General features: G+C 69.4%; 7 protein-coding genes and 3 pseudogenes. 7 read left to right on the top strand and 3 right to left on the bottom strand.

What is annotated here, in order from left to right; genetic code table 11:
* Positions 1–70: 70 nt before the first annotated feature.
* Together lptF and lptG are read left to right on the top strand one after the other, a co-directional pair.
* The gene (lptF, locus tag ACIPR8_RS07485; RefSeq protein ID WP_313252789.1) at positions 71–1,156 is read left to right on the top strand and encodes an LPS export ABC transporter permease LptF; all 1,086 of its coding nucleotides are present in this window, start codon (positions 71–73) and stop codon (positions 1,154–1,156) included.
* Complete coding sequence (lptG, locus tag ACIPR8_RS07480; RefSeq protein ID WP_132865054.1) at positions 1,153–2,259, top strand: LPS export ABC transporter permease LptG; 1,107 nt, start codon at positions 1,153–1,155, stop codon at positions 2,257–2,259. Before lptF ends, lptG begins: the two co-directional genes overlap by 4 nt.
* A gap of 142 nt (positions 2,260–2,401) precedes the next feature.
* On the opposite strand, the gene ACIPR8_RS07475 is transcribed toward lptG, so the two are convergent.
* Positions 2,402–2,872, bottom strand: a complete 471-nt coding sequence (locus tag ACIPR8_RS07475; RefSeq protein ID WP_446540636.1) for an RDD family protein — start codon at positions 2,870–2,872, stop codon at positions 2,402–2,404.
* Positions 2,873–2,943: 71 nt separating this feature from the next.
* Here ACIPR8_RS07475 and xerD point away from each other — a divergent pair, with 71 nt between their 5' ends.
* Together xerD and ACIPR8_RS07465 are read left to right on the top strand one after the other, a co-directional pair.
* Positions 2,944–3,921: a site-specific tyrosine recombinase XerD gene (gene xerD / locus ACIPR8_RS07470; RefSeq protein WP_132865052.1), complete on the top strand. Its 978-nt coding sequence runs from the start codon at positions 2,944–2,946 to the stop codon at positions 3,919–3,921.
* Positions 3,922–4,117: 196 nt separating this feature from the next.
* Complete coding sequence (locus tag ACIPR8_RS07465) at positions 4,118–4,894, top strand: DsbC family protein (protein ID WP_132865051.1); 777 nt, start codon at positions 4,118–4,120, stop codon at positions 4,892–4,894.
* Between the two features lie 79 nt (positions 4,895–4,973).
* Here ACIPR8_RS07465 and ACIPR8_RS07460 read toward each other — a convergent pair.
* Positions 4,974–6,265, bottom strand: a pseudogene (locus ACIPR8_RS07460) (glycoside hydrolase family 18 protein).
* 18 nt (positions 6,266–6,283) lie between these two features.
* Positions 6,284–7,030, bottom strand: a pseudogene (locus ACIPR8_RS07455) (Ig-like domain-containing protein); the annotation flags it as partial.
* Positions 7,031–7,412: 382 nt separating this feature from the next.
* On the opposite strand from ACIPR8_RS07455, the gene purL reads away from it, so the two are divergent.
* The 3 genes and pseudogenes from purL to ACIPR8_RS07440 form a co-directional block, all read left to right on the top strand.
* On the top strand, positions 7,413–11,294 hold the full coding sequence (purL, locus tag ACIPR8_RS07450; RefSeq protein ID WP_446540635.1) for a phosphoribosylformylglycinamidine synthase: 3,882 nt from the start codon (positions 7,413–7,415) through the stop codon (positions 11,292–11,294).
* 663 nt (positions 11,295–11,957) lie between these two features.
* Positions 11,958–12,041, top strand: a pseudogene (locus ACIPR8_RS07445) (ESPR domain-containing protein); the annotation flags it as partial.
* A gap of 117 nt (positions 12,042–12,158) precedes the next feature.
* Positions 12,159–16,603 (top strand): beta strand repeat-containing protein (locus ACIPR8_RS07440; RefSeq protein WP_446541048.1); only part of this gene is annotated, 4,445 nt, incomplete at its 3' end.

The following is a 16,603-nucleotide window of genomic DNA, read 5'->3' as shown; positions in this document are numbered from 1 at the left end:
AGGCTGTTTACGTACGGTCCCATGGACCCACGTGCCGCGGACGAAACCGAGAGTTTAAACCACCGACCCTATGGCGAAGCTTGACCGCTACCTGCTGAGCGACTTCCTCCAGAGCTTTCTGGCCACTTTGATCGTCCTGCTGGTGGTGAGTGTCGGCGGCGTGCTGGTCGACATCCTCGGCCGCATCGCCGACGGGCGCATGCCCGCCGGGCTGCTGCTGTCCCAGCTGGGCCTGCAGTTCGTGGTCTACCTGCCGATCATCGTGCCGCTGGCGCTGATGCTGGGCCTGGCGCTGGCCATCGCCCGGCTCTACCGAGACTCGGAAATGGCGGTGCTGACCGGCGTGGGCGTCGGCCCGCGGCGCCTGCTCAAGCCGATCCTGCTGCTGGTGGCGCCAGTCGTGGCGCTGGTGGCGCTGTGCTCGGTGTGGCTCGGCCCCTGGGCCGACCGCACCTCCGAGCAGATGATCGAGGAGGCCAGCCGCAGCGTCGTGGTGGCCGGGCTGGAGCCGGGCAAGTTCACCCAGGTGTCCGGCGGCGGCATCGTCTACCTGTCCTCGCTCAACGAGGACGGCACCCGGATGGGCAAGGTCTTCATGCAGCGCACCCGTGATGGCCGGATCGACGTGGTGTCGGCCAAGCAGGGCTCGATGTTCTTCGAGGGCGAGCGCCAGCGGTTCCTGCGCCTGGAGGACGGCTACCGGGTCGAGGGCCCGGAGAACGGGGCACTGGATTACCGCCTGATGCGCTACGCCAGCAACGAGATCGCCTTGCCCGACCGCGACGAGACGCGCGACAAGGACGACCCGGAAATGATGACCACCGGGCAACTGCTCGCGGACCCACGGCCGGAGGCCAAGGCCCAACTGCACTGGCGCATCACCCCGCCGCTGCTGGCGCTGGCCTTCGCCCTGCTGACCCTGCCACTGGCGCGCAGCGCGCCGCGCCAGCAGCGCTATGGCCGGATCATGATGGCGTTCCTGGCCTACATGGTGGGCGTGCAGCTGAGCATCCTCGGCCGGCAGTGGCTGGCCAAGGGCGACATCCCGGCCGGGCTGGGCATGTGGTGGCTGACCGTACCGCTGCTGGCGCTGGCGCTCTGGCTGTATTTCCGTGATGGCCGGCTGGGTCGCCCGCGCGCAGGAGCAACGGCATGAGGCTGACCCCGCGCATCCATGACATCTACGTCGGCCGCAACGTGCTGGCGACCGTGCTGCTGGTCTGGCTGGTGCTGTTGGGGCTGGACGCCATCCTGGCGCTGTCCGGCGAGGCCAAGAACATCGGCGTGGGCAGCTATACCTTCGGCCATGCGCTGGCCTGGACCGCCTACACCGTCCCGCGCCGTGCCTACACGCTGTTCCCGATGGCCGCGGTGATCGGTGCGCTGATGGGCCTGGGCCAGCTGGCGGCGACCTCCGAGCTGACCGCGCTGCGCGCGGTGGGCGTGTCGCGGCGGCGGATCGCCGGGTCGGTGGCGATCGCCTTGTCGCTGCTGACCGTGCTGATGGTGGTCAACGGCGAGACGCTGGCACCGTGGTCGCAGAACCGTGCCGATGCGCTCAAGACCAGCGCCAAGTACAACACCGACATGACCATGGCCCGCTATTACGGGTTGTGGGCGCGCGAGGGCGACACTTTCCTCAACGCACAGAATGGCGAGGAGCTGCTCGACGACGAGGGGCGCAGCCGCCTGGTGCTGAACGAGGTCCGGCTGTACACCCTCGACGATGCCGGCCGGCTGGCAACGCTGACCTATGCGGTGACCGCCACCCATGACCAGAATGGCTGGGTACTGGGCAAGGTCCGCCGCGACGTGTTCGGCGACCGTTCGGTGACCCGCGAAACCGCCGAGAGCGAAGTCTGGGAGTCGAACCTGGACGCCGCCGCGCTGGCGTCAGGCCTGGCGCGCCCGCGCAACCTCAGCGCGGGCGAGCTCAAGACCAGCATCGACTACCGCAAGCGCAACGGGCTGGACGCGCGGGACTACGAGGACACGTACTGGAGCCGCTGGTTCTACCCGTTGAACGTGCTGGCGCTGTGCCTGGCCGCGGTGCCGTTCGCGTTCGGTTCGCTGCGCAGCGGCGGCATGGGCAAGCGCCTGTTCCTGGGCATGCTGTTCGCGCTGGGCTTCCTGCTGCTGCAGATGTTCTTCGGCCGCATGGCCGGCGCGTTGAAGATCGACTACCGCATCGCCTATGCGCTGCCGCCGATCATGATGCTGGCCATCTCCGGCTGGCTGTCACGACGACGGGTCGGCTAGGCGCAGCCTTCGCCAAGCCTGTACCCGTGACGCGGCCATTGATCCAAGGCTGAGATGGCGTCCCAACCTGCGTGAGCGTGCTCGCCTGCCGGCAGGCGGGGAGTCCGCGCAGCGGCTCCCGGCACGCATCCGCGTCGGACGATCACGGCTTCGGCAGCTTCACCAGGCGCGTGCCGCTGGCACGGTCATGCCAGGTCAGGCGCTGGCGATCCACCAGCGCCCACCAGAACCCAAGGCCGCCACACAGCAGCGACAACGTGCCGACCGCGTAACGCACCCACAGCGCGCCGGTGCCGATCGGGCCGCCATCGATCGCGCGCAGGTGCAGGTGCCACGGACGCATGCCCAGGGTCTGCCCGCCGCGTTTCCAGCTGGTGGTGGCGTAGATGCCAGCCACGATCCAGCAGCACAGCCACAGCAGCCATTGCAGGCCGCTGAAGGGATGGATGTTCTCGCGTGCGGCATGACCGGCCAGGGTGTAGCCGACGGTGAACACCGCCGAGACCAGCATCCACAACGCCAATGCCGGCCAGAAGTCGTAGAACAGCGCCGCCAGCCGACGTGGCAGCAGGGCGGAAGGGCGGGCGGGAGGAGCGTCGGCGGCGATCGTCATGTGCCGAGCATACGGGCTGGGACGGCGACGATGCATGGGCAGCGGCACGGCCAGCCCCTATGCTTGTGCCGATGTCCGCCGCATTGACGCCCGCCGAACGCCGCCAGATGGTGCAGCAGCTGCCGCCGCTGCGCGATGCCGATGCCCGCCTGATCCAGCGTTTCCTGGATGCGATCTGGGCCGAGCAAGGCCTGGCCCGGGCATCGCTGGACAGCTACCGCCGTGATCTGGAAGGGCTGGCGCGGTGGCGTGACGGCGCCGGCGATGGCCTGGCTGGCATCGATCGCGCGGGCCTGTTCGATTACCTGGCCTGGCGTACCCGGCATGGCTGGACGGCCCGCAGCAATGCACGGCTGCTGTCGGCGTTGCGGGCGTTCTTCGGATATGGCCTCAAGCGCGGTGAGCGGCATGACGATCCGTCCGCCCTGCTGGAGCCGCCCAAGCTGCCGCGCTCGCTGCCCAAGGCCTTGGCCGAAAGCCAGATCGATGCGCTGCTGGCCACGCCCGACGTGGAGACCGCCGAAGGCCTGCGCGACCGCGCGATGCTGGAGTTGATGTACGCCGCCGGCCTGCGCGTGAGCGAACTGGTCAACCTGCCGGCCAATGCGGTCAACCTGCGCCAGGGCGTGCTGCGGGTGACCGGCAAGGGCAGCAAGGAGCGGCTGGTGCCATTGGGCGAGGAGTCCCAGCACTGGCTGGAGCGCTACCTGGCGCAGGCGCGCCCGCAGTTGACCGGCGGCAAGGCGGTGCAGGCCACGCCGGACGGGCAGGTGCCGTTGTTCGTCGGCAACGAGCGCAAGCCCTTGAGCCGGCAGCAGTTCTGGGCCTTGGTGAAGGCCAGTGCGGCGGTCGCGGGCATCGACCCGGGCAAGATCAGCCCGCACGGCCTGCGCCACAGCTTCGCCACCCACCTGCTCAACCACGGCGCGGACCTGCGCGCGCTGCAGATGCTGCTGGGCCACAGCTCGCTGTCCACCACCCAGATCTACACGCTGGTGGCGCGCGAGCACCTGCAGAAGCTGCACCGCAGGCATCACCCGCGCGGTTGAGGGGTTTTCCACAACGGGTGTGCGGCAGTGGCCGCACAAGCTGTGGATAAATGCCGATACCCCTTGCCCCGCCAGCGTTTCCGGTGGCTGGTGAATATTTGTCCAGATGGCCCGTGGCAGGTTGCCGGCTGCCCGCACGGCGCGTTGCAGGGGCGTATGCGAGAATCGGCCGGATATTTCTTCCCACGGGTTGCCGATGTACCGAATTGCCATTGCCGCGCTGCTGGGCGCGATCAGCCTTACCGCCTGTGCGCAGCAGGCCTCGCCGACCGCCGCCGCCCCTGCGCCGCAGGTCGCCGAAGGCCCGGTCGAGCAGACCGTGCGCGATGCGCTCAAGCAGCTCGACCCGAACTTCAGCCCCGACTACATCGGCGCCGCGCCGTTCCCGGGTTTCCGCGAGGTGATCGTGTCCGGCCAGGTGCTGTACGTCACCGACGACGGTCGCTACCTGATGCAGTCGCAGCCGTATGACATCCAGAAGAAGGCCATGGCCACCAGCGCCGGGCTGCTGCAGTACCGCCGCGGGTTGCTGGCGACCCTGCCGCACGCGGACCGCATCGTGTTCGCCCCGCCGAATGCCAAGTACACCATCAGCGTGTTCACCGACATCGAGTGTGGTTACTGCCGCAAGCTGCATCAGGACATCGCCGAGCTCAACCGCAACGGCATCGCGGTCGAGTACCTGGCGTTCCCGCGCATGGGCCTGGGCAGCAAGGACTACACCGACATGATCTCGGTCTGGTGCGCCAGCGACCGCAAGGCCGCGCTGACCGCGGCCAAGTCCGGCCAGCCGGTGTCCCCGAAGACCTGCACCAACCCGGTCGCCATGCAGTACAACCTCGGGCAGCAGCTGGGCATCAACGGTACCCCGGCGATCTTCGCCGCCGATGGCAGCCAGCTCGGTGGCTACCTGCCGCCGGCACAGCTCAAGGCCGCGCTGGAGCGCATCGACGCCGCCGGCGGCGGTCGCTGATCAAGGCGCCGGCTGATCGGCTGCACGTGATACCGGAAGCCCCTCCAATGGAGGGGCTTTTTGTTTGCGGGCGTGCTGCTTACTTCAGGCCACGGTCCAGGGTATTGACCATCGTGCCCTGCGCATCGTCACCGCTGAATTCCCAGAAGAACGCGCCGCCAGGCCCTGGGCCTTCACGTAGGCCATCTTCTCGATGAGCATCTCCGGGGTATCGAAGCTCCAGAAGGTGGTGCCGTTGTAGATCCACGCGGCCTTGGCGGCCGGGTCGCGGTAGGCCGGCCAGCCCAGGTCCTTGAGCACTTTCCAGTCCTCGATGCCGGCTTCGTATCTGCCAGTCGCGGGGCGTCCAGGCTGGTACAGGCCGTTGTTGGTCGGTGCCACGTTGGTCCAGCCGCGGCCGTAGAAGCCCACGCCAAGGTTCAACTTGTGGGCCGGCACGCCGCGGGCAAGGTAGGCCTCGATCGCGTCATTGCTGTTGTACAGGCGCTCGTCCCCGCTGGACGGGTCGGCCGGCGAATCGAACAGTGCCGAATGGTGGTTGGTACGTGGTGCCCAGGCACCGTGGAAGTCGTAGGTCATCACGTTGATGAAATCCAGGTAGCGGTGGTACTCCCCGGGGTCGGTCACGCGGATCTTGTCGATGCCGGCACCCACCGCCACGGTCAGCAGCAGGCCGGGGCGGACCGCATCGAGCTGGCGACGGAACTCGGCCAGCAGTGCGGTGAAATTCTGTCGGTCGGCCGGGCTGCCGCAGCCCAGGCCGCAGGCAGCCGGGTACTCCCAGTCCACGTCGATGCCGTCGAAGATGCCCGCGGCCACGCCCGGCCCGCCCGCGTTGTCGGTGAACGGCAGGTTGCCCTTGATGTAGGCATCGATGCACGAGGCCACGAAGGCGGCGCGGTTCTGTGGTTGCGCGGCGCTGGAGAAGCCGCGTGACCAGGTCCAGCCACCGAGCGAGATCAGCACCTTCAGGTGCGGATGCCTGGCCTTGAGCTGGCGCAGCTGGTTCCAGTTGCCGCGCAGCGGCTGGTTCCAGGTATCGCCACGGCCGCTGACGCTTTCGGCCGCGCCGAAGGAACGGGTGTAGTCGGCATAGGCATCGCCGCCGCTGCCGGTGCCCGGGTTCGCGGCCTGGGTGATGCCGACCTCGCAGCGGTTGTTGCGCACGTTGCCGAAGGCGTAGTTGATGTGAGTCAACCTGGCCGCCGAGCCGCTGCTGTCGATCTGCTTGACCTTGTAGTTGCGGCCGTAGATGCCCCACTGGGTGAAGTAGCCGATGAGCCGCCTGGCGCCCGGGCCGTCGCCGTCGGTGTCGGCGGGCGGGGTGCGCACGTCCACCGGTGCGCTGCGGGCCGAAGCATTGCCGGCCACGTCGCGGGCCCGCACGGCGTAGCGGTAGGCGGTGTCAGGTGCCAGGCCGCTGTCCAGGTAGGAGGGGGTGGTGGGCGAGGCGACCAGGCGGTCATTGCGGTACAGGTCGTAGCCGGCCAGCCCGCTGCCACCGGGATTGTCGCTGGACGGATTCCAGCGCAGCTGGACGCGGTTCGGGTCCAACGCCTGGGCCGACACTGCGGCGGGGACGGTGGGTGCGGTGGTATCCGTGTCCTCGTGGGGAGCGGGGGTGACGATGAGGGTGACCGTGGCCGAGCGCGTGCTCACATTGCGGTCGTCGGTGGCCAGGGCGCTGAGTACATGGGTGCCGGCTGGAACCGCTTGCCATTGCAGGGTGTACGGGGCCTGGAGGTCCACGCCCAGTGACCTGCCGTCATGGAAGAACTCGACCTTGCGGATACTGCCATCGCGATCGGAGGCATCGGCGCGGAGCGTGACCGTGCTGCCGGCGGCAAAGCGGCTGCCGGCCGAAGGGGCGGTCAGCCGGACCTGCGGCGCCTGGTTGGCCGGTGGCGGGGAAGGCGGTGGCGGATTACCGGTGCCGCCCTCGCAGCGGCCAAGGGAGCGGTAGTAGCGCCGGCCGGCGGGATGGTCCGGCGCGGCGTTCCAGATCCGTTGCTGGACCTGGTAGAGGACCCCGTCCTTCTGCAGGGTCTGCCCGGGCGAGTAGATCGTGGTGGCGATCCTGGGCTTCACGCCGGTGCAATCGGCGGCCTGGGCCGCTGGCAGCGCGGCCAGGCCCATCACCGTGGCCAGAAGGAGGCCGGCGCGGGGACGATGGCGCAGGTGGGGCGGGTGGTGGTTGGGGTGATCCGTCATGGTCAATCTCCTTTGGGGGCGGCCGGCGCGGGGCATGCCTTCGGCATGGCAGGCGCATCAAGCGCCTGGCCGGGGCCGGGTTGGGGGAGTTCCGTTGGCGAGCGGGAAGGCGGGCGGACGGGCCGGGGCAGCGCCACCGGCTGAATGAGCATAGCGAGGGGGGAACCGTAACCCTGCTTTCCCTCCACACCGGGCGATTGCCGCTGGCGCCCGGCCAGCGCCTGCCCGCGCTGAACCGGAAATCAGGGGAGCGGCGGCGGACTCCGGTACAATGCCGGGCCCGATTCCTAACCATGGTTTCCCGGACATGATCGTCCTCGAGGGCGCAGCTGCCCTTTCGCCGTTCCGTCGCGAACGTCTTGAATCCCGCCTGCAGTCCATCGCCGCCGACCTGCGTATCACCGGTGCCTGGCATGTCTATTTCACCCAAGCTGCCGATGCCGGCGCGGTCGACCTGACCACGCTGGGCCGTATCGTGCAGGGCCAGCCGCAGGCGGCCGAACGCGCCGACGGCGCGGTGTCGCGCTACGTGGTGCCCCGCCTGGGCACGTTGTCGCCGTGGTCGAGCAAGGCCACCGAGCTGGTGCGTGGCGCCGGCCTGGCGATCCAGCGCGTGGAGCGCGGTACCCGCATCGATCTGAGCGGCTGGCCGGCCGACCCGGCCCAGCAGGCCGCCGTGGCCAAGCTGCTGCACGACCCGATGACGCAGTCGCTGCTGACCGACATCGGGCAGGCGCAGGCACTGTTCACCAGCCTGGCGCGTGGCCAGCTGGAGCGCATCGCCCTGGCCGACCTGGAAAGCGCCAACAAGCGACTGGGCCTGGCCCTGGCCGAGGACGAGATCGAGTACCTGCGCCAGCGCTACACCGAGCTGGGCCGCGATCCGTCCGACGTCGAGCTGATGATGTTCGCGCAGGCCAACTCCGAGCACTGCCGCCACAAGATCTTCAACGCCAGCTGGACCATCGATGGGCAGGCGCAGGACCGCTCGCTGTTCAAGATGATCAAGAACACCCATCAGCAGACCCCGCAGCATACGTTGAGCGCGTACAGCGACAACGCTGCGGTGATCGAGGGTGAACCGGCTGCGCGTTACCGCCCGGACCCGGCCAGCGGCAAGTACCGCAGCGAAGCGGTGGTGCCCAGCGCCTTCCAGATCAAGGTGGAAACCCACAACCATCCGACCGCGATCGCGCCGTTCCCGGGTGCTTCGACCGGTGCCGGTGGCGAAATCCGCGACGAAGGCGCGACCGGCCGCGGCGGCAAGCCCAAGGCGGGCCTGACCGGTTTTTCGGTCTCGCACCTGCGTATCCCGACCCTGCCGCAGCCGTGGGAAGCGCCGCGCGCGCTGAACCCGCGCATGGCACCGGCGCTGGACATCATGCTCGACGGCCCGCTCGGCGGCGCCGCGTTCAACAACGAGTTCGGCCGCCCGAACCTGCTGGGTTACTTCCGCAGCTTCGAACTGCCGGAAGGCGAGATCACCCGCGCCTATGACAAGCCGATCATGCTGGCCGGTGGCCTGGGCGCGATCGACCGCGTGCAGGTGGACAAGCTGCGCCTGCAGGACGGTGACATCGTCATCGTGCTCGGCGGCCCGGCGATGCTGATCGGCCTGGGCGGCGGTGCCGCCTCGTCGGTGGCCTCCGGCGAGAGCGCCGAGGACCTGGATTTCGCCAGCGTGCAGCGCGACAACCCGGAAATGGAGCGCCGCTGCCAGGAAGTGATCGACCGTTGCGTGGCCATGGGCACCGACAACCCGATCAAGTTCTTCCATGACGTCGGTGCCGGTGGCCTGTCCAACGCCATCCCGGAACTGCTGCACGACTCCGGCGTGGGTGGCGTGATCGATATGGGCAAGGTGCCCACCGACGATCCGTCGCTGTCGCCGCTGGAACTGTGGTGCAACGAATCGCAGGAACGCTACGTGCTGGGCATCCCGGCCGAGCGCCTGGCCGAGTTCACCGACATCTGCGCACGCGAGCGTTGCCCGTTCGCCGCGGTCGGCATCGCCACCGCCGAGGAACGCCTGGTTGTCGCTTACGGCGCTACGCCGGGCAACATCCCGGCCGATGCACCGATCGATCTGCCGATGGACGTGCTGTTCGGCAAGGCGCCGAAGATGCATCGCGACACCACGCATCCGGCTGCACCGCGTTGGCCGCAGCTCAAGACCGCCGGCATCGACCTGCATGACGCCGGCCTGCGCGTGTTGGCGCATCCGACCGTTGCTTCCAAGAGCTTCCTGGTCACCATCGGTGACCGCAGCGTCGGCGGCCTGACCGCGCGCGAGCAGATGATCGGCCCGTGGCAGCTGCCGATGGCCGATGTCGCCATCACCCTGGCTGGTTTTGACACCTACGCCGGTGAAGCGATGTCGCTGGGCGAGCGTACCCCGCTGGCCCTGCTCAACGCCGCCGCCTCGGCGCGCATGGCGGTGGGCGAAGCCATCACCAACCTGTGCGCCGCGCCGGTGACCTCGCTGGACACGGTGAAGCTGTCGGCCAACTGGATGGCCGCCTGCGGCCACGACGGCGAAGACGCGCTGCTGTACGACGCGGTCAAGGCGGTGGGCATGGAACTGTGCCCGCAGCTGGACATCAGCATCCCGGTGGGCAAGGACTCGCTGTCGATGCAGGCGCAGTGGCAGGCTGACGGCAAGGCCGAGAAGTCGGTGTCGCCGGTGTCGCTGGTGATCTCGGCGTTCGCGCCGGTGGTCGATGCGCGCCAGCAGCTGACCCCGCTGCTCGACCGCGAGACCGAAAGCGAGTTGTGGTTGATTGGGCTGGGCGCGGGCAAGCAGCGCCTGGGGGGTTCGATCCTGGCCCAGACCCAGGCCGACCACAGCGCGTTGCCGGCGTTTGCCGGTGAAGTGCCGGACCTGGACGACCCCGAGCGCCTGCGTGGGTTCTTCGAACTGATCCGCGATGCACGTGAAGCCGGCCTGCTGCTGGCCTACCACGACCGCAGCGACGGTGGTGCGTTCGCCGCGCTGTGCGAGATGTCCTTCGCCTCGCGCCTGGGCCTGGACATCGTGCTCGATGCCTGGGGCGATGACCCGTTCCGCAGCCTGTTCAACGAAGAACTCGGCGCCGTGGTGCAGATCGCCAAGGAAGACCGCGCCGCGTTCGCCGACCTGGTCGAGCGCCATGCGCTGACCGAGTGCGCGCAGCGCATCGCCCGCCCGACCACCGCGCCGGTGGTGCGGGTGCAATTGGGCGGCGAAAGCCTGGCCGAGTGGCGCTGGGAAGACCTGTTCGACGCCTGGTGGTCGGTGACCCACGCCATGCAGAAGCTGCGTGACAACCCGGAAGCGGCCGACCAGGAACGCGCGGTGGCCCGCAACTTCAACGCCCCGGGCCTGAAGCCGAAGCTGAGCTTCGACCCGGCCGAGGACGTGGCGGCACCGTTCATCGCCACCGGTGCGCGGCCGAAGATCGCGATCCTGCGCGAGCAGGGCGTCAACGGCCAGATCGAGATGGCCAACATCTTCGAGCGCGTGGGTTTTGATGCCTACGACGTGCACATGAGCGACCTGATCGCCGGCCGCGTGCAGCTGTCCGATTTCCGCGGCCTGGCCGCGTGCGGCGGCTTCAGCTACGGCGACGTGCTCGGTGCCGGCCGTGGCTGGGCGACTTCGATCCTGGAGCGACCGGCGCTGCGTGAGGCCTTCGCCGCCTTCTTCGCCCGCCCGGATACCTTCGCGCTGGGCGTGTGCAACGGCTGCCAGATGATCAGCCAGCTCAAGGCCATCATCCCCGGTGCCGAGCACTGGCCGACCTTCCTGCGCAACCGCAGCGAGCAGTTCGAGGCACGCACCGCCCTGCTGGAAGTGCAGGAGTCGCCGTCGATCCTGCTGCGTGGCATGGCCGGTTCGCGCCTGCCGGTGGCCGTGGCCCACGGCGAAGGCCGCGCCGAGTTCGACAGTGCGGTGGACCAGGCCGCGGCCAGCATCGCGTTGCGTTACGTCGATGGTGATGGCCGCGTGGCCGAGCAGTACCCGCTGAACCCGAACGGTTCGCCGGACGGCATCACCGGCCTGACCACCAGCGATGGCCGCGTCACCATCCTGATGCCGCACCCGGAGCGCACCCCGCGCACCGTCAACCTGAGCTGGGCGCCGGCGCGCTGGGGCGAGGATTCGCCGTGGCTGCGGATGTTCCGCAATGCCCGCGTGTGGTGTGGCTGAGTAACGCTGGGAAATGGCCCCGACCCTGTCGGGGCCGTCCGGGAAAGCCCGTGGCCGCTGCCGCGGGCTTTTTTGTTGGGTGGACAGGCCCGGTGGCGGGCGGGTATCCGGTGGCGGTGGCAGGCTGCCCGGGACGGTTTGGCGCGCGTCCGGCGCCGCGGTCATTCCTGCAGCGCAAAAAAAGCCGCCCTGAACACGCGTCGCCATCGGGATCGGGTTCCCCGACCGAAGATTGGCTGGAAACGCCCGTGGGACAAGGCCCGGGGCTGGCCGCCGGCCGGGCCCGTCATGCCTGCAGAGCGTGCGGCGATGGCCTGGGGACAACACACGCATCCGTTTGTTTCATAAGAAATTTCCCAAAAATCATCTCCTTTGGGAAGGAGATTTGTGCGGTGCATCTCAAAAGTCGTTATGAAGCCGGAAACTTGACGCTAGATAAATCGTCGATTAACACTCGAACCATCCTGTAGCGCCTCGACACGTACGGAACCGTGGTTACACATCCGTACGGGCGAGAGCCGCCACGGCAGGCGTGAGCCTCGCGTGCCCGGTTGTCCGGGAGACAGGATCCACAACACCTCAGGGGGATCGTTGGACGCGTTCAGTCCAGCGATGGCCGTTTCTGCAAGCGGAATAAACCACCCCACTTGAGGAGCTGTGACGATGAATCGGATTTATCGCAAGGTGTGGAACAAGGCATTGGGGCAGCTGGTCGTGGCATCGGAGTTGGCCACTTCCAACGCGTCGGGCGTCGTCGTCGATGAGCGACGCGCCGGCAGCCATCGGCTGCAGGCCTTGTCCCTGGCCATCGCCCTGGGACTGGGCGCAGGAACGGTTACCGCCGTACAGGCGCAATCGGTCGAAGTGGGCGGCAGCGGGCAGTGCATGGTGCTGGGCAGCGCGACCCTGGTGGATTGCGCGACGTCCGGTGACGCGCAGGCCACGGGCAGCAACGCGGTGGCCATTGGCGCCGGCACGGTCGCCTCGGCCGACGGCAGCGTGGCACTGGGTGCCGGCTCGGTCGCCGACCGCGCCAACAGCGTTTCGGTGGGCACGTCGGGCAGCGAGCGGCAGGTCACCCACGTGGCCGCCGGCACCGAGGCCACCGATGCGGTGAACAAGGCGCAGCTGGATGCCGTGGCGGCCGCCGGCGAGAACGTGCAGCGCTACTTCAAGGCCAACGGTGTCGGTGACGGCAGCGATGACGCGGTGGCCAGCGGCGACGGTGCCACGGCGGCGGGCGTGGGCTCGGTGGCCAGCGGTGCGGAGAGCATCGCGGTGGGCAGCTACAACAGCGCGGCGGGCGACTACGCCAGTGCGGTGGGCTACGTGAACACCGCCAACGGCACCAACAGCTCGGCGGTGGGCAACTTCAACCAGGTCGATGGGCAGAACAGCAGCGCGTTCGGCTTCGCCAACTTCGTCGATGGCGACAACGCCACGGCGGTGGGCAGCAACAGCATCGCCAGTGGCGGCAGCAGCTTCGCCGCCGGTGACAGCGTGATCGCCAGCGGCGAGTACGCCACGGCGGTGGGTTCGGAAAGCGTGGCCAGCGGCGAGCAGAGCGCAGCCTTCGGTGCGGCCTCGGCGGCCTCGGGGGATGGCGCCACGGCGGTGGGCGTGCTGGCCGAAGCCGATGGCATCGAGTCCACCGCGGTGGGCTACTACAGCAGCGCCGAAGGCAATGGGGCGACCGCGCTGGGCGCGGAGAGCGTGGCCAGTGGCACCACGGCCAGCGCGCAGGGCTTCGCCGCGCAGGCCACGGCCAGCTACGCCACGGCGGTGGGTGGCTATGCACAGGCGGCGGGCTTCAACAGCACCGCGCTGGGCAACAGCAGCACGGCCAGCGGCAGCAACGATGTGGCTGTTGGCGCCGATGCGGTGGCCAGTGGCGAAGACAGCCTGGCCGCCGGTCAGGGCGCGCTGGCGACCGGCTACAACAGCGTCGCGGTGGGCGGGTCGCTGTTCGGCCTGCTGCCGGCCGAAGCCTCGGGTGACTACTCCACCGCCGTGGGCGGTGGTGCGTGGTCGCCGGGTACCAACAGCACGGCGCTGGGCAACGCGGCCATCGCGCAGGGAGCAAACAGCGTGGCGCTGGGTGCCGACTCGCTGGCCGAGCGTGACAACACGGTCTCGGTGGGCGATGTCGGCAACGAACGGCAGATCACCAACGTGGCCGCCGGCACCGAGGACACCGATGCGGTGAACAAGGCGCAGCTGGACGAAGCCACCGCCAACAGCAAGTACTTCGTTGCCACCGGCGAGAACGGCGCCATCGCCGAAGGCGAGGAGGCGACTGCATCGGGCAGCAACGCGATGGCGCAGGGGGACTACGCCACCGCGCTGGGTTCTTCCAGTTCGGCACTGGCGCTGGGGGCTTCGGCCATCGGTAGCGGCGCGGTGGCCACCGGCCAGTACGCCACGTCCACCGGTTACAACGCGGTGGCCGAAGGGGATTCCAGCACCGCCAACGGTGGCCGCCTGTACTTCGAGGATGCCGACGGCAACGTCGTGCTGGACCAGACCACCACGGCGTCCGGCGTGGGCGCATCGGCCTTTGGCGCCGGCGCGGTGGCGACCGGGGCGTTCTCGACGGCGAATGGTGCCGGCGCGACGGCCGAGGGTGCGCAATCCACCACCACCGGCTACCGCAGCAGCGCTGGCGGGGCCTATTCCACCGCCAACGGCAGCTTTGCCGATGCCAGCGGCGCACGCAGCACGGCGCTGGGCTATGGCAGTGAATCCACGGCCACCTATGCCACCGCGGTGGGCTTCGCGGCGGTGAGCAGCGGCGACTACAGCACCGCGGTGGGCGGCGTGGCCGACATCGGCGACCTGCTGTACGGCTTCCCGGGCTTCATCACCCAGGCGACCGAGGCCAGTGGCGTTGCATCCACCGCCTTGGGCAACGGCGCGCAGGCGACTGATCTGGGCGCGACCGCCGTGGGCACCGCGGCGACCGCCGAAGGGGTGCAGGCGACCACGCTGGGCACGTTGGCCGCGGCCGCCGGTGACGGCGCCACCGCGATCGGCGGCGGCAGCTACGCCAATGCCGAGAACGCCACCGCCGTGGGCTTCCTGGCCGAGGCCAGTGGCGTGAACAGCGTCGCGCTGGGTGCCAACTCGGTGGCCGATCGCGACGACACCGTGTCGGTCGGCAGCGATGGTGCCGAACGGCAGGTCACCCACGTGGCGGCCGGCACCGAGGCCACCGATGCGGTGAACAAGGCGCAGCTCGACGATGTCGCCGCCGTCGCCTCCAACACCGACAAGTACTTCAAGGCGACCGGTGGCGACGACAGCGATGCCGGTGCGCTGGCAGAGGGCCAGAATGCGACGGCGGCCGGCGAGGCCAGCAACGCCATCGGCAATGGCGCTTCGGCCTACGGCAACGGTGCCAATGCACTGGCCGACAACGCGACCGCGCTGGGTACCAGCGCGCTGGCGACCGGCGAGGGCGCGATCGCCGTGGGCCTGAACGCCAATGCATCGGCGCAGGACAACATCGCCATCGGTACCAATGCCAGCACCGCGCAGGGCGGGCAGCTGGCCATTGGTGCGGACAGCAGCGCCAATGGCCTGTTCGCCGCGGCCATCGGTGCGGACGCGCAGGCCTCGGGCCTGGCCGCGACCGCCATCGGCAACGCGGCATGGGCCACCGGGCGTGAGTCCACGGCCATCGGCTTCGGCGCGACCGCCGATGCCTGGCAGGCGGTGTCGGTGGGTTCGGGCGCATATGCGACGTTCTTTGGTACCGCCGTGGGCACCCAGGCGCAGGCCGCCGAGGTCGCCACCGCGGTGGGCCAGAACGCCATCGCCGACATCGCCGGTGCCGCCTTCGGCGTGCAGGCGCGCGCCGGGCAGGGTGGCGTGGCGGTCGGCAACAACGCCGCCACCGGTGAAATGGGCGTGGCGGTCGGCACCAATGCACTGGCCGGGCAGGATGCCTACAGCGAAACCGAGGGCAAGCAGACCACCGCGCTCGGTGCCGAGGCATGGGCGACCGAGGACGGCGCCACCGTCGTCGGTTACAACAGCTACGCGCAGGCGCAGAACGCAACCGTGCTGGGCTCCAATGCGTGGACCACCAAGGACGCGCATAACAGCGTGGTGCTGGGTGCCGGTTCGCTGGCCGACCGGGCAAACACGGTGTCGGTGGGTGCCGCGCAGGAATGGACCGATGCGGCCGGCGTGACCCATGCCGCCATCGACCGGCAGATCACCAACGTCGCCGCCGGTACCGAAGGCACCGACGCGGTGAACGTGGACCAGCTCAATGCAGCGGCCGAAGGCGCGCTGCTGGCGGGCCGCTACTTCAAGGCCAACGGTGCCGGCGACGGCAGCGACGGCAGCGACGACGCGGTGGCCAGCGGCGACGGTGCCACGGCGGCGGGCGTGGGCTCGGTGGCCAGCGGTGCGGAGAGCATCGCGGTGGGCAGCTACAACAGCGCGGCGGGCGACTACGCCAGTGCGGTGGGCTACGTGAACACCGCCAACGGCACCAACAGCTCGGCGGTGGGCAACTTCAACCAGGTCGATGGGCAGAACAGCAGCGCGTTCGGCTTCGCCAACTTCGTCGATGGCGACAACGCCACGGCGGTGGGCAGCAACAGCATCGCCAGTGGCGGCAGCAGCTTCGCCGCCGGTGACAGCGTGATCGCCAGCGGCGAGTACGCCACGGCGGTGGGTTCGGAAAGCGTGGCCAGCGGCGAGCAGAGCGCAGCCTTCGGTGCGGCCTCGGCGGCCTCGGGGGATGGCGCCACGGCGGTGGGCGTGCTGGCCGAAGCCGATGGCATCGAGTCCACCGCGGTGGGCTACTACAGCAGCGCCGAAGGCAATGGGGCGACCGCGCTGGGCGCGGAGAGCGTGGCCAGTGGCACCACGGCCAGCGCGCAGGGCTTCGCCGCGCAGGCCACGGCCAGCTACGCCACGGCGGTGGGTGGCTATGCACAGGCGGCGGGCTTCAACAGCACCGCGCTGGGCAACAGCAGCACGGCCAGCGGCAGCAACGATGTGGCTGTTGGCGCCGATGCGGTGGCCAGTGGCGAAGACAGCCTGGCCGCCGGTCAGGGCGCGCTGGCGACCGGCTACAACAGCGTCGCGGTGGGCGGGTCGCTGTTCGGCCTGCTGCCGGCCGAAGCCTCGGGTGACTACTCCACCGCCGTGGGCGGTGGTGCGTGGTCGCCGGGTACCAACAGCACGGCGCTGGGCAACGCGGCCATCGCGCAGGGAGCAAACAGCGTGGCGCTGGGTGCCGACTCGCTGGCCGAGCGTGACAACACGGTCTCGGTGGGCGATGTCGGCAACGA

It is taken from the genome of Stenotrophomonas sp. LARHCG68 (assembly GCF_052871705.1).
Note: the sequence above shows the minus strand (reverse complement) of the source record. Positions and strands in the feature narration are given on the sequence as shown.